The sequence below is a fragment of the Symbiobacterium ostreiconchae genome (assembly GCF_055396975.1).
Window position 1 is genome coordinate 3020088 of sequence record NZ_AP042454.1, and the last position, 20271, is coordinate 3040358.

Below are 20271 nucleotides of genomic sequence, written 5' to 3' on the forward strand. Positions count from 1 at the left end.
GGGGGCCCCGCCGCCCGACGGGGGATCTGCAGGCCCCCTCGCGCCGGCAGCCCTTCGCCCCCTGAGGAGAAGCGGGTGGGGCGTGCCCTGCGGCATCCCCACCCGCTCCGGATCAGCTCGGGTTTGCCCGGTAGCGCAGGTTTGGCCGTCTGGCCGCCAGCGCCTCGTCCAGCCGCCCGACCGGGGTCTTGTGCGGCGCGGACTTCACGTGCTCCGGATTGGACCTGGCCTCCTCGTGGATGCGGATCATCGCGTCGATGAACCGGTCCAGCGTGGCCTTGTCCTCCGTCTCCGTCGGCTCGATCATCAGGGCCTCCTCCACGATCAGCGGGAAGTAGATCGTGGGCGGGTGGAGCCCCTCATCCAGCAGCCGCTTCGCGACGTCCAGCGTCTTGACGCCGGTCTCCTGCTTCAGGGTGCGGGCGGAGAGCACGCACTCGTGCATGCAGTACCGGTCGACGTACGGCTCGTAGTACGGCTTCAGCCGCGCCATCACGTAGTTGGCGTTGAGCACCGCGTGCTCCGAGACCTCCTTCAGCGCCGGGCCGTGGGCCAGCACGTAGGCGTAGGCCCGCACCACGACGCCGAAGTTGCCCCAGAAGCCGTGCAGCTTGCCGATGGACTGCGGGCGGTCCCAGTCGAGCACGTACCGGTCGCCCTGCTTCTCCACCACCGGCACCGGCAGGAAGGGCACCAGGTGGGACTTGACGCCCACCGGACCGCTGCCGGGGCCGCCGCCGCCGTGCGGCGTGGAGAAGGTCTTGTGCAGGTTCAGGTGGACGACGTCGAAGCCCATGTCGCCCGGCCGGGCGTAGCCCATGATGGCGTTCAGGTTCGCGCCGTCGTAGTAGCAGAGCCCGCCTGCCTGGTGGACGATCTCGGTGATCTCCCTGACGTGCGGGTCGAAGAGCCCGAGAGTGGACGGGTTGGTCATCATGAGGGCGGCCGTCCTGGGCCCGACGACCTGCCGCAGGTCCTCCGGGTCGATGGAGCCGTCGGGCAGCGACTTCACCGGCACGACCCGGTAGCCCGCCATCGCCGCGGTCGCCGGGTTGGTGCCGTGGGCCGAGTCGGGCACGATGACCTCATTCCGCTCGCCCTCGCCCCGGGACTCGTGGTACGCCCGGATGAGCAGGATGCCGGTCAGCTCGCCGTGCGCGCCGGCGGCCGGCTGGAACGTCATCCGGTCCATCCCGGTGACCTCGCAGAGCCAGCTCTCCAGCGTGTGGAGCAGCTTCAGGTTGCCCTGCACCGTCTCCGCGGGCTGGAGCGGGTGCGTGAGGGCGAAGCCCGGAATGCGGGCGGCCTCCTCGTTGATCTTCGGGTTGTACTTCATCGTGCAGGAGCCCAGCGGGTAGAAGTCCACGTCCACCCCGTGGTTCAGCCGGCTCAGCTGCGTGAAGTGGCGGACGACCTCAATCTCCGAGAGCTCCGGCAGGGCCGCGGGGGTCTGGCGGATCAGGTCCGCCGGAATCGCCTCGCTCAGCTCCACCGTCGGCACATCCGGCGCGGGGAAGGTGACCGCCCGCTTGCCCGGCGTCGACTTCTCAAAGAGCAGCGGCACGAGGCCCATCCTACTTCACCTCCCCGAGCGCGGCCACGAGCCGGTCGATCTCCGCCCGGGTCCGCTTTTCGGTCACCGCAAACGTGAGCGCACTGACCGCACCGCCGCCCAGCAGTTCCGGATAGTCCGCCCCGGCGTCCAGGCCGCCCAGGATCCTGTCCGCCAGGAGCCGCCGGCTGACCGCGTCGGCGGAGGCGGGGGCCAGCACGGTGAACTCCTTGAAGAAGGGGGCGTCCCCGGCCAGCCGCCAGCCGGCCAGCTGCGCGATCTGCTGCGCGGCGTAGTGCGCCTTCTGCAGCGACAGGTTTGCGACCTCCCGGAGCCCCTCCTTGCCCACCAGCGCGAGGTAGACGGTCGCAGCCAGGGCGATGAGCGCCTGGTTGGTGCAGATGTTGGAGGTGGCCTTCTCACGGCGGATGTGCTGCTCGCGCGCCTGCAGCGTCAGCACGAAGCCCCGCTGGCCGCGGTTGTCCACCGTGGCGCCGGCGATGCGGCCGGGCATCCGGCGGGCAAACCGGTCGCGGGTGGCCAGAATGCCCAGGTACGGCCCGCCGTAGGAGAGCGGCACGCCGAGCCCCTGGCCCTCCGCCACGACGATGTCTGCGCCGTAGCTGCCCGGGGCCTCCAGGAGGCCCAGGGAGATGGGGTCGACGGCGACGACGAAGAGCCCGTTCTTCGCGTGCACCAGCGCCTCGATCTCCCGCACCTTCTCCAGGTAGCCCAGGTAGTTGGGCGTCTGGAGCAGGAGGCCGCCGACCTCCTCGGTCATCAGGGCCTCCAGCCGGTTGAGGTCCACCGTCACGCCGTCCAGGGGCACCTCGATCAGCTCGATGCCGATGCCGTGCAGGTAGGTCTGCACGACCCGCCGGTACTGCGGGCTGACGGAACGGGCGATCAGCATCTTGGACCGTCCGGTCTGGTTGACGACCATGCCCGCGGCCTCGGCCAGCGCCGAGGCGCCGTCGTACATGGAGGCGTTGGACAGGTCCATGCCGGTCAGCTCGCACATCAGCGACTGGTACTCGTAGATGGCCTGCAGCACGCCCTGTGAGATCTCGGGCTGGTAGGGGGTATAGGCGGTGAGGAACTCACCCCGGCGCAGGACCGCGTCCACCACGGCGGGCACGTAGTGATCGTACGCGCCGCCGCCCAGGAAGCAGGCGTACTCCCCCGTGTGGGCGTTCTGCGCAGCCAGCTCCCTGAGGTGCGCGAGCAGCTCCATCTCGGTGAGCGCCGGGGGCAGGTTGAGCGGCCGGTTCAGGCGTACCTCCGCCGGGATGTTGGCAGCAAAGAGCTCCTCGGTGGAACTGACGCCGATCTCCCGCAGCATGGCCGCCTTATCGGCCTGCGTAATCGGGACGTATCGCATTTAGCCCTCCTTGGTAAACGCGTCGTAAGCCGCCGCATCCAGCAGGTTGTCCAGTTCGGCCGGGTTCGAGAGCTCCAGCTTCAGAATCCAGCCCTCGCCGTAGGGGTCCTGGTTGATCAGCTCCGGCGAGCTCTCCAGCTTCGTGTTGACCTCCACCACCTTGCCGGAGGCCGGGCAGTACAGGTCCGAAACGGTCTTGACCGACTCCACCACGCCGAACTGCTCGTTCTGCTTCAGTTCACGCCCCACCTCGGGCAGCTCGACGAAGACCACGTCGCCCAGCTGATCCTGGGCGAACCAGGTGATGCCCACGATGCCGATGTTGCCTTCGACCCTGATCCACTCGTGCTCCTTCGAGTACTTGAGATCCGCCGGTACGTTCGCCATGTTCCGCGTCCTCCCTGTGCGTAATTCTCAACCTTGCCGGTTATCGTTTGTGCGGCGACCGGTAGAAGGGGGTCTCGACGACCCGCGCCTTCAGGGGCCGGCCCCGGATGATGACCTCCACTTCCGTGCCCACCTCGCTGTGGGCAACGGGCACGTAGGCCAGCGCGATGTTCTTCTCCAGCGTGGGTGAGAAGCTGCCGGTGGTCACCTCGCCGACCACCTCGCCGCCCACGGCGACCGGGTATCCCTGCCGCGGAATCCCCCGGTCGATCATCTCGAGGCCCACCAGCTTGCGGGTGAGCCCCTGCTCCTTCACCTTCAGCAGGGCCTCCCGGCCGATGAAATCCACGCCCTTCTTCAGCTTTACGGCAAACCCCAGGCCTGCCTCCAGCGGGTTGTGCTGATCGCTGATCTCGTGGCCATAGAGCGGCAGCTTCGCCTCGAACCGGAGCGTGTCGCGGGCGCCGAGGCCGCAGGGCAGGAGCCCCTTCTCCTCGCCCGCCTCCAGCAGGGCCTCCCAGAGCTGGGCGACGTTCTCCGCCTTGACGTAGATCTCAAAGCCGTCCTCGCCGGTGTACCCCGTGCGGGAGAGGACCAGGGTGGGCACGCCGGCCACCGTCACGTTCTGCGCCAGGCTGAAGGGGGCCATCTGCGAGAGCGCGACGCCCGTCGCCAGCGGCTGCAGGATCTCCTCAGCCAGCGGCCCCTGCAGGGCCAGCAGGGCGATCTCATCCGACCGGTCGAGGATCTCCAGGTTGTGCAGGCCTGCCCGCTCCCGGGCGGTGTTGATCCACTCCCAGTCCTTCCGGGTGTTGCCGGCGTTGACCACCAGCCAGTAGCGGTGCTCGTCCAGGCGGTAGATGAGGATGTCGTCGACCACCGTGCCGTTCTCGTAGCACATGAGCGCGTACTGCACCCGCCCGACCGCCAGTTTGGCGGCGTCGTTGGTGCTGATGAGCTGGATGAGGTCCAGGGCCTGGGGCCCCCTCACCTCAAACTCGCCCATGTGCGACACGTCGAAGAGGCCCGCCGCCTCACGCACGGCCCGATGCTCCTCGATGACGCTGGAGTACTGCACGGGCATCTCCCAGCCGCCGAAGGGCACCATGCGCGCGCCCAGCTTCAGATGCAGCTCGTACAGGGGCGTCCGTTTCAGCGACTCGTTCACCACCACACCTCGCTTTCGCTTGCATAGTCTGGCCAACGAGCCAGGGGGGCTACTCCCCTCGGGAGCGTGCAAAACGGGGACAGCCCCTGCACCCGGGCTTCGGCCCGCTGTGCGCTCTGTCCCCGCCGGTCCACTCGCAGACCTCTTGTGGGGATTGCCGGTAACAGTATTCCCTGCGGGCAACCAATACTCCTGCTATGGGAAAGCCCTCACCAGGTCCCCCGGCCGGGTCTCCCCCATCGCCCCGGCCGGCAGTTCCAGAACGGCCCGGGCTCCGGGAACGGCCGGACTGATGCGCCACGGGGGAAAGGACGCCAGCGCGCGCAGGACCCGCCCTTCCGCGTCCAGGAAGAGCAGGTCCAGGGGGAAGCGCATGAAGTGGGTGTGCACCTGGCAGCAGGGCTCCAGCCAGAGCCCCTCGCCCGGCTCCAGCCCCGGGCGGAACATGAGGCCGAGCAGGCGCAGCCGGAAGGTGTCGGCCCGGCGGATCCGGTCGCCCAGGGCGAGGCCGCGGGTGAGGTTGCGGACGATCACAGGCGGTCGACCTCCCCTTTGAGCGGTGAGCGGTGAGCAGTGGGCTGTGGGCTGTGGGCTGTGGACGGTGAGCGGTGGGCGGTGGGCCGTGGGCGGTGCGCGGTGGGCGGTGAGCAGTGGGCAATGCGCCGTGGGCGGTGCGCCGTGGGCGGTGCGCCGTGGGCGGTGCGCCGTGGGCGGTGGGCGGTGCGCGCTGGGCGGCGGGCGGCGGGCGGTTGGGGTCTGGCGGTGGCGTACAGCGAAGTGTTCGGTGAACGTCATTCCATTTCCTGCCATGAGCGTGACTGATCTCAGCACCGCCGGTGCTGGTCCCGGCGTCGTGACGACGCTGCGCATGGAGCCATGCCGGGCACATCACTGTGCCCGGCATGGCTCATCCAGGTACGCCGTTGTACCCGCAGCGCGGCACCTCGTTGTGCCTCTGGTGCGGCAGGCGCCCCGTTGCGCCGCCGCACCGGATCACTGCCCGTTCGGGCACGCCGTTGTGCCCGTCATTCCCCCGCTTCCGGCCGCCAGACCCGCGGCTCATCCACGGCCCGCTCGCCGTCCCACCGGAGCAGGACCATCGCGCCGGGAGGAACCCGCCAGTCCCAGAGCCCCCTGCCGGTCAGGTGGGCAAGCACCGTGCGGATCACACCGCCGTGTGTGACCACGACGGCCCCGTCCTGCCGGGGCAGGGCGGCCAGGGCCCGGCTCCGCAGCGACGCCAGGCTCTCCCCGCCCGGGGGCGGCGCGTGTTCCGGGTCGGCCAGCCAGGCGGCGAGCTCCTCGGGCCACTGCCGGGCGATCTCCTCGTACGTCAGGCCGGAGAAGCGCCCGAAGTTCAGTTCCCGCAGCCTTGGGTCGGGCGCGGGCGTGAGCCCCGTGGCCCTCCCGATCCGCTCGGCGGTCTGGCGGCACCGCATGAGGTCGCTGGTGCGCATGCCGGTGAGCCGAAACCGGCTCAGGTAACGCGCAGCCGCTTCCGCCTGAGCGAGCCCGTCTGCGCTGAGCGGGTGCTCCTCCCATCCGACGTACCGCCCTTCCGCGTTGGCAGCCGTCGCGCCGTGGCGCACCAGGAAGAGGGTGCAGGTCACGGCGCCTCCTCCTCCAGGATGCTGCGCAGCAGGGCGATCAGCCGCCGGTTCTCTGGCCGGGTGCGCACAGCAAGCCGCATGTGATGCTCCGTCAGCCCGGCAAAGGAGCGGCAGTCGCGTATCAGCACACCCCGGGGTCCCAGCCGCCGCTGGATCTCGTGGGCGGGCAGCGGCGCCCGCACCAGCACGAAGTTGGCAGATGGCGGATAGACGATAAACCCCGGCAGGCTCGCCAGCTGCTCGGCGAGATAGGCCCGTTCCACGGCCACCCAGTGCCGGGTGCGGGCGGCGTAGGCCTCATCGCTCAGGGCCGCGAGCGCAGCGGCCTGCGCCAGACTGTTCACGCTCCAGGGGTCGCGCGCCGCGTCCAACTCGGCCACCATCCAGCGCGGGGCCACCGCATACCCGACCCGCAGTCCGGGCAGGGCGAAAAACTTCGTGAGCGACCGCACCACGACCAGGTTGCAGCGGTGGGGCACACGGGCGATCACGGAGCCGGCCTCGCCCGCGGCTGTGAGGTCGATGAAGGCCTCGTCGATGAGCAGGGTCGCCTCCGTCCGCTCCGCCGCCCGCAGGAGCTGCTCCGGCGTGAACAGGTGGCCGGTGGGATTGTGGGGGTTGCAGATGATCCACCAGTCCCCCCGCCGCAGCTGGGGCGGCGGATCGGTGCGGTCGTGCGCGACGGGCAGCAGCTCGGCCCCTGCAGCCCGGGCGGCGCGCGCGTACTCCGCAAAGCCGGGTTCGGGCAGTGCCACCCGGAAGCCTGACGCCAGGCGGAGCAGCAGGTACAGCACCTCCGCCGCGCCGTTTCCCACCAGCACCATCGACTCGTCCACCTGGTGACGCCGGGCCAGGGCGGCCCGCAGCCGGCGGGCGAATGGCTCGGGGTAGTGCGCGATTCCGGCGAGGGCCGCCTGCGCCGCGGCCACCGCGCCCGCGGGCGGGCCCAGCGGGTTGATGTTGGCGCTGAAGTCGCAGAAACCCCCGGGCGGCTCGCCCCAGCGGGCCCGCGCCACAGCCAGGTCGCCGCCGTGCAGGGTCATCATCCTGTCCACCTCCCTGTCTGCAGAGCGAAGCAGGCGATCGCCGCCAGTTCCGCCAGCTCGCACAAGGCTCCGTAAATGTCGCCGGTCAGGCCGCCGAGTCGCCGCGAGAGCCACCGCCCGCCGGCCAGACCGACCCCGAGGGCGGCGAGCCACGCGCCCAGCCCCCGCAGGGCGGAGACCGTCACGGCTGCCGTCAGGCCCGGCGGGGCTGCCGGGCTCTGCCCCCACCACGCCAGGAGCCCCGGCACCCCGACAGCCAGCGTGAGGCCGCCCAGAAGCGCCCCGGCCAGCTGCGCCCCGCCCACGTGCCGGCCGAAGGCAGCGCCCATCCCTTCGGCACGGGCGGGCGGCCAGCGCACCGCCGCCAGGGGGATCACCATCCGCCCCACGGCCGGGGCCACCAGCAGGGCGGCTGCTGCCCGCGGCGGTGTCAGCTCCAGCAGCAGGGCCCACCGCAGCATCAGGGCCAGGGCTCCCGCCGCTGCGCCCATCACGCCGACCCGGGAATCTTTCATGATCTCCAGCATCCGCTCGCGGCTCCGGGCGGAGAGCAGCCCGTCGGCGGCGTCCATCAGGCCGTCCAGGTGGATCGCACCGGTCGCGCCGAGGCCCGCGGCCACGGCCGCGACGCCCGCCACGGCAGGCCCGAAGAGCAGCCTGCCCGCAAGCCAGGCGATCAGGCAGAGGGCCCCCACCAGCAGGCCCACCAGGGGGAAGAACCCCGCCGCGCGGCCGAGATCCCGCATGTAGTCCGGGGTCTCAAGTCGGCCCATGGGAATCCGGGTCAGAAAGGAGAGCGCGATGCGCACCCGGTCACCCCCTCACGCCAAGAACCAGAGCGTCAGCGCCCCGAGGCCCGTCCCGAGCAGGGTCGCCAGCCACATCCACCGCACCGCCTGCACAATGTGACCCGGCTGCAGCATCTCCAGCGGATCGCCCATGTGGGCCCGCCGCTCCGGCCTCCCGCCGTAGTGGTTGAGGCCGCCCAGCTGCACCCTCAGCAGGGCCGCCATCGCCGCCTCCGGCCAGCCGCTGTTGGGGCTGGGGTGGCGCGGCGCGTCCCGCAGGGCGATGCGGAGGGCCTTCGGGCTCAGGCCGGCCAGGGCCAGCAGCAGGGCGCTGAGCCGGGCAGGCGCCAGGTTGACCAGATCATCCAGCCGGGCGGAGGCCCAGCCGAACTCCAGGTAGCGCTCGTTCCGGTGGCCAACCATCGAATCCAGGGTGTTGGCGGCCTTGTAGGCCATCGCCAGCGGCGCGCCGCCGACCAGCCCCCAGAAGAGCGGCGCGATCACGCCGTCGCAGGTGGACTCGGCCACCGTCTCCACCGTCGCCCGGGTGACCTCGGCGGCGTCCAGCCCGGCCGTGTCCCTGCCGACGATGTGCGCCACCCGGCGCCGCGCCTCGCTGAGGTCCCCGGCCTTCAGCGGGCGGTAGACCGCCAGTGCGTGATCGGCCAGAGAGCGGGCCGCCAGGCAGGTGCTGAGGAGCCAGACCTCGGCGGCCACACCGAGCCAGGGATGCAGGGCCGCGGCCAGCCGGATAAGCCCCCAGGTGAGGCCCCAGGCCGCGACCGGCAGCAGGAGGGCCAGCAGCACCCCGGCCGCCCGCAGCGGCAGCCGCGTCCGCCGCAGTCGCGGCTCGGCCCACGCAATCACCCGGCCCATGAGCGCCACCGGATGGGGCAGCCGGGCGGGATCGCCCACCGCCGCGTCCACCGCGAGGGCCGCCAGCGGCAGGTACCAGGGCGCCGCGGGAAACGTTTCCGCCACGCTCACTCCGGGATCACCGTACCGATCCGCCTCAGATCGACGGCGATACCGGCCACGCAGGCGTAGACCTGGTCCGCCTCCCGCGCCAGCCACTGATTCAGCCGCCCCTGGGCGTCGCGGAAGAGCCGCCCGAGCCGGTGCTCGGGCACCAGCCCCGCCCCGACCTCGTTGGACACAGCGATGAGCAGCGCGCCGCGCTCACGGGTCAGGCTGAGCAGCTGCGCCAGCTCCTGCCGGGCCCGGGCTTCGAACCCCTCCTCCCCCTGCAGCAGGTGGTTGGAGATGAGCAGGGTCACGCAGTCCAGCAGCACCGCATCCGCCGGCGCCTCGTGCAGGGCCTGCGCCAGGGCGGCCGCCGGCCTGAGCTCTTCCTCCACCGTGCGCCAGTGGGCCGGACGGCTCGCCCGGTGCCGGGCGATGCGGTCGGCCATCTCCGCATCGCCCGCCCGGCCGGTGGCCAGATAGACCACCCGCCGGAACGGCGAAGCCAAATGCTCCGCCCAGCGGCTCTTGCCGCTCCGCGCGCCGCCCAGCACCAGAATCACACCCGCCATGCGCATCGCCTCGCTCCCTTCGGGAAAGCGCCCCATCGGCCCGGTCACTGCTCGAAGAGCTCCGGGTGGAGATTCCGGGCGAACCACTGGAGCCCCTGAATCAGGCGGGGGCCGGGGCGCACCACGATGTTCTCATCCGGCAGCCCCAGCACCCGGCCTTCCTTCACCGCCGCGATCGACTCCCAGCCAGGCCGCTCCCGGACCTCCCGGGCCGCGGCCTCCGACGCGGTGACGATGATGTCGGGGTCTGCGGATACCAGTTCCTCCAGCGAGATAACCGGCCAGGGCTCGCCGGCGAAGGATGCGGCGTTGGTGCCGCCGGCGATGCGGATCATGTCGTCGATGAAGGAGCCCGGGCCGGCGGTGGTGATGGGATCGTGCCAGACCTGGTAGAACACCACGGGCCTGTTCTCCGCCAGCGCGACCTTCCCGGCGATGGCCTCCACCTCACGCTGCATGTCCGCCACGAGCGCCTCCGCGGCCTCCTGGGCGTTCACCACCTGGCCCAGGGCGAGGATCCCCTCGTACAGCTCCTCAAAGTTGGAGGGGTTCAGCACGAAGGTGGTGAGCCCATAATCGTTCTCCAGCTTCTCCCGCGCCTCCACGGAGCCGCTGGTCAGGAGGAGCAGGTCGGGCTCCAGCGAGATGATCTTCTCGTAGTCGGGCGAGTAGAAACCGCCGATGGACTCGATCTCCTGCGCCTCGGGGGGATAGTCGTCCCAGTCGGAGCGCCCGACCAGCAGGTCGCCCTTGCCGAGCGCGAACATCAGTTCCGTGTTGGAGGGGGCGACGGAGATCACCCGCCTCGGCTCGGCGGCGATGGTCACCTGCCGGCCGGCGCCGTCGGTAATCGTGAGGGGGTAGGCCGTCTGCCGGGGTTCGGCCTGCCCGGCGCTCCCCGTGCCGGCCGCCCGGTCTGCGGGCTGGTCGCTCGACTCAGCCGCCGGGGCTGCGGGCGGGCTGTCCGGGCTCACCGCCGTCTGGCGGCCTGCGCAGCCTGTCAGGATGCCGACCACGAGCAGAAGGGAAAGCATGAGGGCTGCCAGCGAACGCTTCTTCATGGGATGTACCTCCGTAAGTCCACTGTTCTACTTAAATGAAGATGCCGCTGAGGGCTGGTAAGCAGATCCGCCAACCATCGTCCTATCGAAGCTGCGCGACGACCGCCCACGGCTGGGTGAGCGTGAGGGCCAGCCCCTGCAGGGCCGACGGCGCCGCCGCGACCAGCAGACAGGTGACCGGACCCGCCGACTTCCCGAGGGGGAAACCCGCTTCAGCCGGGGCCCACTCCACCTCCAGCCCCGCGCTGGCGGCGAGATCCTCCGCCTCGGCGCGGATCCCACGGGAGCCCACGGGCAACAGGTCGTGCACCAGCGGGTCGCCGGCGAGCCGCCGGACCAGGGGAAGATCGGGCAGTTCGGGGTCATCCAGCCGTACCTCGGCCCCGACCTTCGGCCGCCCGATGGCGACGACCAGGTCGCCCGGCCGCGCCGTGCGCAGCGACCGGCCCGGGGCCAGGTAACCGATGGCGGTCACCCCCAGGCCCGTCTGGACCGTCGGAATGTTCTTCTCGAAGGAGCCGTTGATCTGGTCGGCGGAAAGGCCCGCCAGGGCCGCCTCGTCGCAGATGCCCTGCAGGATCTCCCGCCCGGTGGGATCAGGCTCCACGCAGGTGTTGTTCACCAGGTGGAGCGGCTGCGCGCCGGCGGCGAGCAGATCCATGAGGGCCACCCGGGCAGTGAACCGCCCGATGACGTACCCGGCCACCCGAATCACGTCGCGCTCCTTCGGCCCGATGCCGCCGGCGGCATCGCAGGCGATGACCAGCCGGCCGCCGCACGGCAGGTCCACCAGGGTCAGGTCCCGCCACCTCATCCCTCGAACCCCGCCCGCCTCAGGCCCAGCACCACCAGCAGCGCGACGGCTGCGTTGGCTCCCGCAGCGACGGTGAGCGGGAGGGCCAGGGCCGCGAACAGACCAAGCCCCAGCGGGTTTGGCAGCAGAGCCAGCAGGGCCGGTGCCAGGATGCCGTTGGCCACCACCAGCGCCGCCGCGCCGGCCACCAGACCGAAGCGCCGGGCTGCAAGCCCGCCCAGGCAGCCCACGCCGGCCATGGCCGCGGCGGTGGCCAGATGAAACGGCAGGGTGAGCGGAAAGCCGGTGACGGCCGCCACGGCCACATGCCCCAGACCGCAGATCAGGGCGCCGGCCGCGGGGCCCATGAGGAGCGCAGCCACGAAGCCGGCCATCGCGTCGAAGGCGATGGAGCTCGGCCCCAACTTGATGTAGGCGCCCAGCACGCTGAGGGCCAGCAGGGTTCCGAGCCTCACCAGGGTGTTTGTCCTCGCCAGCAGCACGAGCAGACCTCCTCTTCCCAGTAGCAATCGCTTGGTGGGCACGCCGTTGTGCCCGTACTCGACGGCGCCTCGTTGCGCCCTGCTTTCGCCGGTGCCAGTCCGGCAGGCTACTGTGCTCCGATGCTTTGGTGCTCCGATTCCGCTGGTCGTCGTCAGGTGTTCCAGGGGCACGCCGTTGTGCCCGGCCTCTCAGGCACCGCGCTGTGACCGAGAGACCGATAAAGAAAACCCCCGGCTCAGCCCGAGGGAAAGAAATGACAGATCGAACGCATGGACAGCCATGCGAACGCCTCACCCTTTCACCCGAGGGTCGAGCAGCGCCAGCGCGGCAGGCAGGTTTCCTGACTCCGGATCCTCGCCGCCCCTCCGCCTTCCCGGCCTTCGGGCCAGTGGCACATCCCGAGGGGCGACTCCCCGTCACAGTGGCGGGACCGTGCCGGACTTGCACCGGCTTCCCTTTTAACTCCCGACCGCAGGGTCGGGAGCACCTGCCGCTGTTTCCTCTATGCAGTTGCCCTCCCAAACCGGCACGCTGTTGTGCCCAGAACCCGCATGGGTCGTTCCCTGCGTCCGGCACCTCGCCGCACCGGAGCGCCCGCCCGTCACCGTTGCCGGGCAAGCAGCTCCAGCACCTGGTCCACCCGGGCGTGCCGGCGCACGTGGTCGGCCAGCCGGTCCAGGGCCCCCTCCCGCGCCGCAGCGGACGGCGCCGGGGCGCTCACATCGGTCAGGCCCGCCGAGTCCTCCTCATCGAGGCCCAGGTCGGCCAGGTAGGGAATCACGCCGATCACCGGCAGGCCGGTGCGCTCCTCCAGCCAGCGCACGCCGTCCTCGAAGAGCGAGGCGTCGCCCCGGAAGCGGTTGATCACCAGCCCCTTCACCCGGGCCCGCTCGGCCGGGGGCAGCAGCTCCAGGGTGCCCACGATCGAGGCGAACACCCCGCCCCGGTCGATGTCGGCCACCAGCAGCACGTCGGCGTCCAGCAGTTCCGCGGTCTTCATGTTGGCCAGGTCACGGTCCCGCAGGTTCACCTCCACCGGCGAGCCGGCCCCCTCGGCCACAATCACCTCGAACTCTGCCTCCAGCCGGGCAATTGCCTCCCGCACCGCCTGCAGGGCCACAGTGTGCAGATCGGCCGTGTACTGCTGCCAGGCCATCTCGCCCAGCGACCGGCCGTTGACGATCACCTCGGAGCGGAACTCCGTCCGGGGCAGCAGCAGCACCGGGTTCATCTCCACCCGGGGGGCCACCCCCGCCGCCTGCGCCTGAAGGGCCTGCACCACGCTGATGCGCAGCCCGCCCTCGATCTCCGTCGCGGCGCAGGACATGTTCTGCGCCTTGAACGGCGCCACCCGGAAGCCCTCCTGGCGGAGGATGCGGCAGAAGGCCGCGGTCAGGGTCGACTTGCCCACGCTGGATGCGGTGCCCAGGAACATCAACGAACGTGCCATGACAGCGCCACCTCGCCCGCAAGATCTCCCCGGGACTAGTCGCTGCCGGCGCTGGCCGGCTCCAGCGGACGGGCCGGCACCGCAGCCTCCCGCGGGAGCAGCATGACCTGCGGCTGGCCGGTGGCGGGATGGCGCACGATCTTCACCCGGCTGCCGTACACGGCGAGGATGTTGGCCTCGGTGAGCACCTCCGCCGGCGGCCCGTCGGCCCAGCAGCGGCCGTCTTTCAGCATCACCAGCCGGTCGGCGTAGAGCGCGGCGAGGTTCAGGTCGTGCAGGATCGCCATCACCGTCAGCCCTTCCGTACGGTTGAGCCGCCGGACCAGGTCCAGGATCTCCACCTGGTGGGCGATGTCCAGGTGCGCCGTGGGCTCGTCCAGGATGAGCAGCCGCGGCTCCTGCGCCAGGGCCCGGGCCACCATCACCCGCTGCCGCTCCCCGCCCGAGAGCGCCGTGATCAGCCGGTCGGCCAGCGGTGCCGTGCCGGTCTGCCGCATGGCCTCCTGCACCGCCGCCCGGTCGAGCGGCGTCTCGCCCCGCAGGGGCGCCAGGTGGGGCGTCCGTCCCAGGGCGACGACCTCCTCGACGGTGAAGTCGAACCCCACCGCCGTGTCCTGGGCCACCACGGCCAGCACCCGGGCCACCTCCCGGGGTTGGAGCCCGCGCAGATCCCGGCCCTCCAACAGGATCCGGCCCTCCGTCGGCACGAGCGCCCCGGTCGCGGCCCGGACCAGGGTGGACTTGCCGCTGCCGTTGGGGCCCACCACGGCCAGGCACTCGCCCCTGTCCACGCGGAGATCCAGCCCCTTCAGGACCGGCGCCCCGCCGTAGCCGGCGGTCACGGACTCGACCCGCAGCATGCGCGTCCACCTCCTCTCACGACCTGGGCAGCAGCTGCCGCCGCAGGATGACCAGGAAGACCGGCCCGCCCAGGAGCGACATCACCAGGCCGACCGGCAGCTCGCTGACCCAGGGCAGCGACCGGGCCACGGTGTCCGCCGTCACCAGCACCAGGGCGCCGGTGACCGCCGAGATCGGCATGAGCCAGCGATGGTCGGGCCCCACCAGCAGCCGCACCAGGTGCGGCACGATCAGCCCCACGAAGCTGATGATCCCGCAGAAGGCCACCGACGCGGCGGTGAGCAGCGACCCGGCGCCCAGGATGCGCCGCTTCAGCCGCTCGACGTCGACGCCCATCGAGAGCGCCGCCTCCTCACCCAGCAGGAAGGCGTTCAGCTCCCGCACGTTCCAGAGCAGCAGGCCCAGCCCCGCTGCCAGGTAGGGAAGCAGCCAGACCGCCTTCCGCCAGTTGGCCCCGGAGAGGCCGCCCATCAGCCAGAAGACGATGGCGTCGCGCGCCTGGGAGTCGGTGAAGAACATGATCAGCGAGACCAGGGACGTGGCGATGGTGCTCACCACCATGCCCGCCAGCAGCAGGCTGACCGTGGAGGTCCGCCGCCCCAGCGTCGCCAGGCGGAAGGCCAGGACCACGGCGGCGATGCCGCCGCCGAAGGCGAAAAGCGGGACCGGCCCCAGCCGCCAGAGGCCGGGCAGCAGGCCCAGGCCGTCGAAGAAGGCGATGGCCACCGCGGCGCCCAGCGACGCGCCGGCCGAGGCGCCGATCACGGACGGATCCGCCAGCGGATTGCGGAACAGCCCCTGGAACGCGACCCCGGCCACGCTGAGCCCCATACCCACCAGGGCCCCCATCGCCACCCGGGGGAAGCGCACGTCCCACAGGATCGCCTCCCAGGTGCGGGGCCAGGAGCCCGGGATGTCAGCCCCCAGCCCGTTCAGCAGGATCTTCACCACATCGGCAGGCGGGATGCGCACCGACCCCAGCACCCCGGCTGCCACCACCGCGGCCAGCAGGGCCACAGTCACGAGGGCCATGACCCTGCGGCCGCGGGCTCTCCGGCCCGTCATTGGCCGAACAGGCCGGGATGCAGGGTTTCGGCGAACCAGCGCAGCCCCTCAACCAGCCTCGGCCCGGGCCGGACCACGATGTCCTCGTTGGGCACGCCGACAACCCGGCCCTCCCTGACCGCCTTGATCGACTCCCAGCCCGGGCGGGAGAGGACGTCCTGTGCCATCTCCGGCGAGCCCGTCACGATGACATCGGGGTCCGCGGCCAGCAACTCCTCCACGGAGAAGGGCGGCCAGGCGCTGTCGGCGTCACCGGCTGCGTTGATGCCGCCAGCGATCCGGATCATGTCATCGATGAAGGAGCCGGGGCCGGCGGTCGAAAGCGGATCCGGCCACACCTCGTAGAAGACCACAGGGCGCTCGGTCACCGACGCCGTCTTCGCCTCGATCGCCTCCACCTCGCCCCGGATCTCGGCTACCATCGCCTCGGCCGCCTCCCGGGCGTTCAGGGCCTCGCCGAGCGTGACCATCTGGGCGAAGAGCTGTTCAAAGGTCGCCGGGGCGTAGACAAACACGGTGAGGCCGTACTCCTGCTCGAGCCGCTCCCGCACGTCCACCGAGCCCTCGATCATCACGACCAGGTCCGGCTCGGTCGCCAGGATCCGCTCGTAGTCCGGCGGGAAGAGGGAGCCCACCGACGGCACCTCCAGGGCCGCATCGGGGAAGCTGCACCAGTCGGTGCGGCCGACCAGCCGGTCGCCGCGGCCCAGGGCGAAGACCACCTCGGTAGCCGAGGGGCCCAGGGAGAGGATGCGCTGGGGCTCGGCCGCGAGGCTGACCTCCCGCCCGGCGCCGTCGATCAGGGTGATGGGATAGGCGGTTTGCTCGCCCGTCGGTTCCTCCCCGGCGGACGGCGGCGCGTCGGACGGCGAACCGCCGGCCTGCGGGCCGGACGAGGGCCCGGCGGGGCCGGACCCGCCCCCGGGCGACTTGCCGGCGCACCCGACGAGCAGGGTCAGCAGAAGCACAGGGATCAGAAGCCATCCGAGCCGATTCTTGTTCATCATGGTGTACCTCCTGCATGAGCTTCGTGCAGATCACCGGTCAGGAGCAGCCGGGCGCCCGCCGTGCCCACAGGGGCCCAGGCGCCCACGATAACGAAAACCCCCTCTGGACTTACCCAGAGGGGGAACCGCGACAGCACGGCATATAGCGACGCGTAACGTCCCCCCCTTTCACCCGAAGGCTGAGCGACGTTGCAGCGACAGGCAGGTCTCCTGACTTCGGATCAACGCCCTCCCCCGGCCTTCCCAGCCTGACGGCCAGTGGCATGAGATGGGGGCGGCTCCCCGTTACAGTGGCGGGACCGTGCCGGACTTGCACCGGCTTCCCTTTTAACTCCCGGCCCGGCGGACCGGGAGCACCTGCCGCTGTTCCAGTATGGAGTTTCTTTCAGTATAGACGAACCTGCAGCCCCTGGCAAGCGGGAACGCCGCCTCGCCAGGGGCTGCAGGAAGCACCCCTCAGTTCACCGCACGGAACGTGAAGGGATCGTCGGGGCCGATCAGGCGGAGCAGAGGCAGATCCTCCGGCACCACGTGCCCCACCACGTTGACCCGCGGATCGGCCGGCAGGTCCGCCAGGGCCACCTGCAGCTCGCCGGAGTAGCGCAGGTAACCCTGGTTGTCGATGGTGACCGCGCCCGTCGGGCGGGCCGCCGTGTTGAAGGGCGCGACGGCCGGGCCCTGGGCCGCGTACGAACGGGACAGGGCGCAGCGGATGACCAGCGCCGCGGCGTCCGCGCGGTTCCGGTGGGGCCTGTCCAGCACGATTGCGCGCTGGAACTCGTCCAGGCCGGGCACCAGGCGCACCCGCAGCAGCCGGCCGCCCGCGGCCACCACCTCGCCGACCCGGTCGAGCTCCGCCTCCGTGGCCCAGGGATCGCCGAAGAGCACGGTGTCCACCACCCCGGAGCCGAGCAGCTCCGCCGCGGCGAGACCGGCCTCGGCGCGGCGGTGCTCCTCCAGGGTCGGCAGCCCTTCCCCGATGGGGCCGCGCTTCTCGCCGCTGCCGGCGATGAACGCCGCCACCCGCAGCCCGTGGGCCTTGAAATAGCCGGAGCTGCGGAGGAACGAGTCGCGGGAGAGGCCCGTCTCCGGACGGGGGTAGTAGTTGTGGCAGGCCTCCAGCCGCTCAGGATCGGCGCCGGCCGCCATCACCCGCTCCAGGAACGCGGGATCCACGGTGGAGGCGTTCAGCACGATGCGCAGCCCCTGCGGATTCCGGGTGAAGGCAGCGATCTCCTCAGGATCGAAACCGTAGTCCAGCCGCAGGCCGGAGAGGCCCATCTCCTGAAGGGCAGAGAGGTCCTCCGGCCCGGCGCCCATCTGCCGCAGCGCGCCGGGGGCGATGTCGGCCACGACCGCCATCCCCCGGCGCCCGGCCTCGGCCGTCAGGTGGCGGAGCTGCGCCAGGGCATCCGCCAGCGGGACCTCGGGGATGTGCAGGGAGGTGAAGACCTCCCTGCCCCCTCTCGCCGACACCGCATCCAGGTACCCGGGCAGCCGCTCGGGCACGTCCGGTGCGCCGAGGTAGACAGAGACTCCCCAGTCGGGCATGACGCCGTCCCCCAATCAGTCTCCGAAGGTGAACGACTCGGCTTCGGCGATCCGCGACTCGTCGAACCCCAGCAGCCAGGTCGCGATGAAGCCGGCGATGTAGGAGACCACCAGGCCGAGCAGGTACATGGCGACCTTGTCCACCAGCAGGGTCAGCAGGATGCCGGAGACGCCCATCGCCAGGGCGCCGACCTTTGCCATCGCGATCACCGCGCCGCCGAAGCCGGCGCCGATACACGCGCCGATGAAGGGCCGGAAGAGCGGCAGGGTCACGCCGTAGATCAGCGGCTCGCCGATGCCCAGGAAGCCCACCGGCAAGGCGGCGATGATCACCCGCCGCAGGTCGGCGTCCCGGGTCTTCACGTAGACCGCGATCGCGGCGCCCACCTGACCGGCGCCGGCCATGGCCAGAATGGGCAGCAGCGGCGTGTTGCCGAGGGTCTCGATGAGCTGCATGTGGATGGGCGTGAGCCCCTGGTGGATGCCCAGCATCACCAGCGGCAGGAACGTGCCGGCGAGCAGGAAACCGGCGATCGGGCCGCCCACGCCGATCAGCCAGGTCGCCGCAGCGGTGATCCAGTCGGCCAGCACGCCGCCGACCGGCTGCAGGACGAAGACGACGATCAGGCCACCGACGAGCAGGGTCAGGAACGGCGTGACGATGATGTTGATGGTCTCGGGCATCACCCGCTGGATCCGGCGGTAGAGCCATCCGAGGAAGGCGCCGGCGATCAGCGCGCCGATGAGGCCGCCGCGGCCGGGTACCATGTTCAGGGCCGTCAGCGCGGCGCCGTTGCCGCCGCCCAGCAGGATGGCCGCGCCGACCGCGCCGATCACGGGCGGGCCGCCCCACTCCCGCGCGGCGTTGTGGCCGACCAGGATCGACAGGAGCCCGAGGAAGGTACCGCCGAGCAGGTTCAGGATGCCGACCACGCTGTAGCCGGCGATCGTGGTCTCCGGCGTGATGATGTTGGCCTTCTGCAGCACGTTGTTGAGGGCGATCATCATGCCGACGGCGATGATGCCGGGGATCAGGGGCACGAAGACGTTGGCGATCTTGCGCAGCAGGTCCTTGGACCCCAGGCGGGCCGCCTCGCCCGGCACCGGCGGCGCCTCACCGACCGAGACGCCGGTGGCGGTGGCCGCGGCCTCGGCCACCTTCTGGGCCAGGCCCGGACCGAAGATCACCTGCACCTGCCCGCCGGTCTGGACGACCCCCTTGACGCCCTCGACCTTCCGCACGGCTTTGAGGTCCGCCTTGGCCTGGTCGCGCAGGTCGATCCGGAGGCGGGTCATGCAGCACTCCATGGAAGCGACGTTCTCCCGGCCACCCAGTTTCCCGAGCAGTTCAGCGGCGATCCTCTCTTCGCGTGACACGGTACCTCCTCCTTCTCAACAAGGATTATGTCAGGCGAGCACGGCGCTCGTCCTTCCCCTGGTTGCCCGGGCCCGCCGCCGGAACGGCCGTGCCGCCCCGGGCGGGCCCGCAGGGCCCTGTTGCGCGCAGCCGGTCTGATAAAAGCAAGACGAGAGGCAGTCCCTCCGGACACGCGGACGTGGCACAGGGCCGATACTGGAGGGCCATCTCTCGTCACGGTTTCAGATGTATCCGGCGCGGACGCAGACTTCTTCCCGTAGGATGCCCGAAGGTGAGCTCAGACCACATGCGCTCGTCTGCTCCCATGATGACGTGGTTGGGAAACGCTGCACGTGCGCCATCCCTGGTCTTTGAGTTTCGGCCCCGGAACGGAAAACCCTTCCGCACGGAGGACGGATTGTGCAAGCACGCTGTGCGGACCCGTCCCGCCGCCGCACCCGGTTGACCAAAACCCGCGTTATGTGACCTGACCGGGCGCCGGGGCATAAGATGGGGTGTACCGGCACGGTCCAAAGGAGGTCGCGACGGGTTGAAGGAAAACGGCTACGTGATTCAGACCCCCGTGGTGGTCAGCACGAACACGGCACAAGTGCTGGTTGTAAGCGAGATCCCGCTGACCCCACCGGCCTTCAAGATCGATGAGATTCACAAGCTGATCGAGATCGACGACTGCGCCGCCGTTTGCGACAAGGTCATCATCAACGGCCGCCTGATCAAGAACATCACGTACAAGACGGCGAAGGAATGGGACCGCAAGGGCGGCCTGAACCGCGTCTGTGGCGACGTGCGTCACTGCACGGTCGAGATCCCCTTCCACCTCTTTATCGACGTGCCCGGCAGCCGGGACGGCGACGACTGCGAGATCGAGGACGCGATCGTCGCCGGCGAGTTTGACAAGCTGGTCGACCGCAACCACGACGGCACCTTCTCCAAGCTGCTGGAGAAGTCGGTCATCAAGGTGCGGGCCAAGGTGGTCCGGCGCAAGTGGCTGAAGGTCCACGCGGAGGACGTCACGCCCAAGCGGCTCCGCTGCCCGGACCATTCGGAGGTCGTCACCGTCCCCGGGCTCGACATTCCCCAGGAGGATAAGCACGACAAGCCGTTCGGCCCCGGTGACGAGTGGTAGGGAAACGC

Annotated in this window: 20 protein-coding genes and 2 riboswitches; of the genes, 1 reads left to right on the forward strand and 19 read right to left on the reverse strand. The window is 70.8% G+C overall.

The features are described from left to right. Positions 1-112 precede the first annotated feature (112 nt). From gcvPB to ACZ5UM_RS14790, 19 genes are all read right to left on the reverse strand, one after another. Entirely contained in the window at positions 113-1573 is a 1461-nt protein-coding gene (gene gcvPB, locus ACZ5UM_RS14700; protein ID WP_464845047.1) for an aminomethyl-transferring glycine dehydrogenase subunit GcvPB, read from the reverse strand. A 1-nt stretch (position 1574) separates the two neighbouring features. Beyond that, on the reverse strand, positions 1575-2933 hold the full coding sequence (gene gcvPA / locus ACZ5UM_RS14705; RefSeq protein WP_464845048.1) for an aminomethyl-transferring glycine dehydrogenase subunit GcvPA: 1359 nt from the start codon (positions 2931-2933) through the stop codon (positions 1575-1577). Next, entirely contained in the window at positions 2934-3320 is a 387-nt protein-coding gene (gene gcvH, locus ACZ5UM_RS14710) for a glycine cleavage system protein GcvH (RefSeq protein ID WP_011196048.1), read from the reverse strand. A 40-nt stretch (positions 3321-3360) separates the two neighbouring features. Then, positions 3361-4488, reverse strand: coding sequence for a glycine cleavage system aminomethyltransferase GcvT (gcvT, locus tag ACZ5UM_RS14715; RefSeq protein ID WP_464845049.1), 1128 nt, complete (start codon positions 4486-4488; stop codon positions 3361-3363). A gap of 195 nt (positions 4489-4683) precedes the next feature. Continuing rightward, the gene (locus tag ACZ5UM_RS14720) at positions 4684-5022 is read right to left on the reverse strand and encodes a DUF192 domain-containing protein (RefSeq protein ID WP_464845050.1); all 339 of its coding nucleotides are present in this window, start codon (positions 5020-5022) and stop codon (positions 4684-4686) included. Between the two features lie 491 nt (positions 5023-5513). Beyond that, complete coding sequence (locus ACZ5UM_RS14725) at positions 5514-6098, reverse strand: histidine phosphatase family protein (RefSeq protein WP_375221922.1); 585 nt, start codon at positions 6096-6098, stop codon at positions 5514-5516. Next, positions 6095-7144: a threonine-phosphate decarboxylase CobD gene (cobD, locus tag ACZ5UM_RS14730; protein WP_273378361.1), complete on the reverse strand. Its 1050-nt coding sequence runs from the start codon at positions 7142-7144 to the stop codon at positions 6095-6097. Before cobD ends, ACZ5UM_RS14725 begins: the two co-directional genes overlap by 4 nt. Next, positions 7141-7953, reverse strand: coding sequence for an adenosylcobinamide-GDP ribazoletransferase (locus tag ACZ5UM_RS14735; RefSeq protein ID WP_464845051.1), 813 nt, complete (start codon positions 7951-7953; stop codon positions 7141-7143). Before ACZ5UM_RS14735 ends, cobD begins: the two co-directional genes overlap by 4 nt. Before the next feature lie 12 nt (positions 7954-7965). Beyond that, a complete protein-coding gene (cbiB, locus tag ACZ5UM_RS14740; RefSeq protein WP_464845052.1) occupies positions 7966-8919 on the reverse strand; it encodes an adenosylcobinamide-phosphate synthase CbiB in 954 nt (317 codons plus the stop codon). Beyond that, entirely contained in the window at positions 8916-9467 is a 552-nt protein-coding gene (cobU, locus tag ACZ5UM_RS14745; RefSeq protein ID WP_011196055.1) for a bifunctional adenosylcobinamide kinase/adenosylcobinamide-phosphate guanylyltransferase, read from the reverse strand. The genes cbiB and cobU overlap by 4 nt, the downstream gene beginning before the upstream one ends. A gap of 44 nt (positions 9468-9511) precedes the next feature. Continuing rightward, positions 9512-10528 (reverse strand): ABC transporter substrate-binding protein, encoded by a 1017-nt coding sequence (locus tag ACZ5UM_RS14750; protein WP_464845053.1) that lies wholly within the window; start codon positions 10526-10528, stop codon positions 9512-9514. An 82-nt stretch (positions 10529-10610) separates the two neighbouring features. Then, positions 10611-11342 (reverse strand): AIR synthase related protein, encoded by a 732-nt coding sequence (locus tag ACZ5UM_RS14755; protein WP_011196057.1) that lies wholly within the window; start codon positions 11340-11342, stop codon positions 10611-10613. Continuing rightward, positions 11339-11824 (reverse strand): ECF transporter S component, encoded by a 486-nt coding sequence (locus ACZ5UM_RS14760; protein WP_464845054.1) that lies wholly within the window; start codon positions 11822-11824, stop codon positions 11339-11341. Before ACZ5UM_RS14760 ends, ACZ5UM_RS14755 begins: the two co-directional genes overlap by 4 nt. A gap of 314 nt (positions 11825-12138) precedes the next feature. Beyond that, positions 12139-12331, reverse strand: a riboswitch (cobalamin riboswitch). Between the two features lie 95 nt (positions 12332-12426). Beyond that, positions 12427-13275, reverse strand: a complete 849-nt coding sequence (locus ACZ5UM_RS14765) for a cobyric acid synthase (RefSeq protein ID WP_464845055.1) — start codon at positions 13273-13275, stop codon at positions 12427-12429. Positions 13276-13310: 35 nt separating this feature from the next. Then, the gene (locus tag ACZ5UM_RS14770; protein ID WP_464845056.1) at positions 13311-14135 is read right to left on the reverse strand and encodes a heme ABC transporter ATP-binding protein; all 825 of its coding nucleotides are present in this window, start codon (positions 14133-14135) and stop codon (positions 13311-13313) included. A gap of 16 nt (positions 14136-14151) precedes the next feature. Continuing rightward, on the reverse strand, positions 14152-15168 hold the full coding sequence (locus tag ACZ5UM_RS14775; RefSeq protein WP_464845057.1) for a FecCD family ABC transporter permease: 1017 nt from the start codon (positions 15166-15168) through the stop codon (positions 14152-14154). 29 nt (positions 15169-15197) lie between these two features. Next, positions 15198-16205 (reverse strand): ABC transporter substrate-binding protein, encoded by a 1008-nt coding sequence (locus ACZ5UM_RS14780; protein ID WP_464845058.1) that lies wholly within the window; start codon positions 16203-16205, stop codon positions 15198-15200. A gap of 186 nt (positions 16206-16391) precedes the next feature. Next, positions 16392-16584: riboswitch (cobalamin riboswitch) on the reverse strand. An 80-nt stretch (positions 16585-16664) separates the two neighbouring features. Further along, entirely contained in the window at positions 16665-17759 is a 1095-nt protein-coding gene (locus ACZ5UM_RS14785; RefSeq protein WP_464845059.1) for a DUF871 domain-containing protein, read from the reverse strand. Between the two features lie 15 nt (positions 17760-17774). Next, entirely contained in the window at positions 17775-19136 is a 1362-nt protein-coding gene (locus ACZ5UM_RS14790) for a PTS transporter subunit EIIC (protein WP_464845060.1), read from the reverse strand. A 530-nt stretch (positions 19137-19666) separates the two neighbouring features. Here ACZ5UM_RS14790 and ACZ5UM_RS14795 point away from each other — a divergent pair. After that, positions 19667-20263, forward strand: a complete 597-nt coding sequence (locus ACZ5UM_RS14795) for a DUF3794 domain-containing protein (protein ID WP_464845061.1) — start codon at positions 19667-19669, stop codon at positions 20261-20263. The last annotated feature ends 8 nt before the right edge of the window (positions 20264-20271 follow it).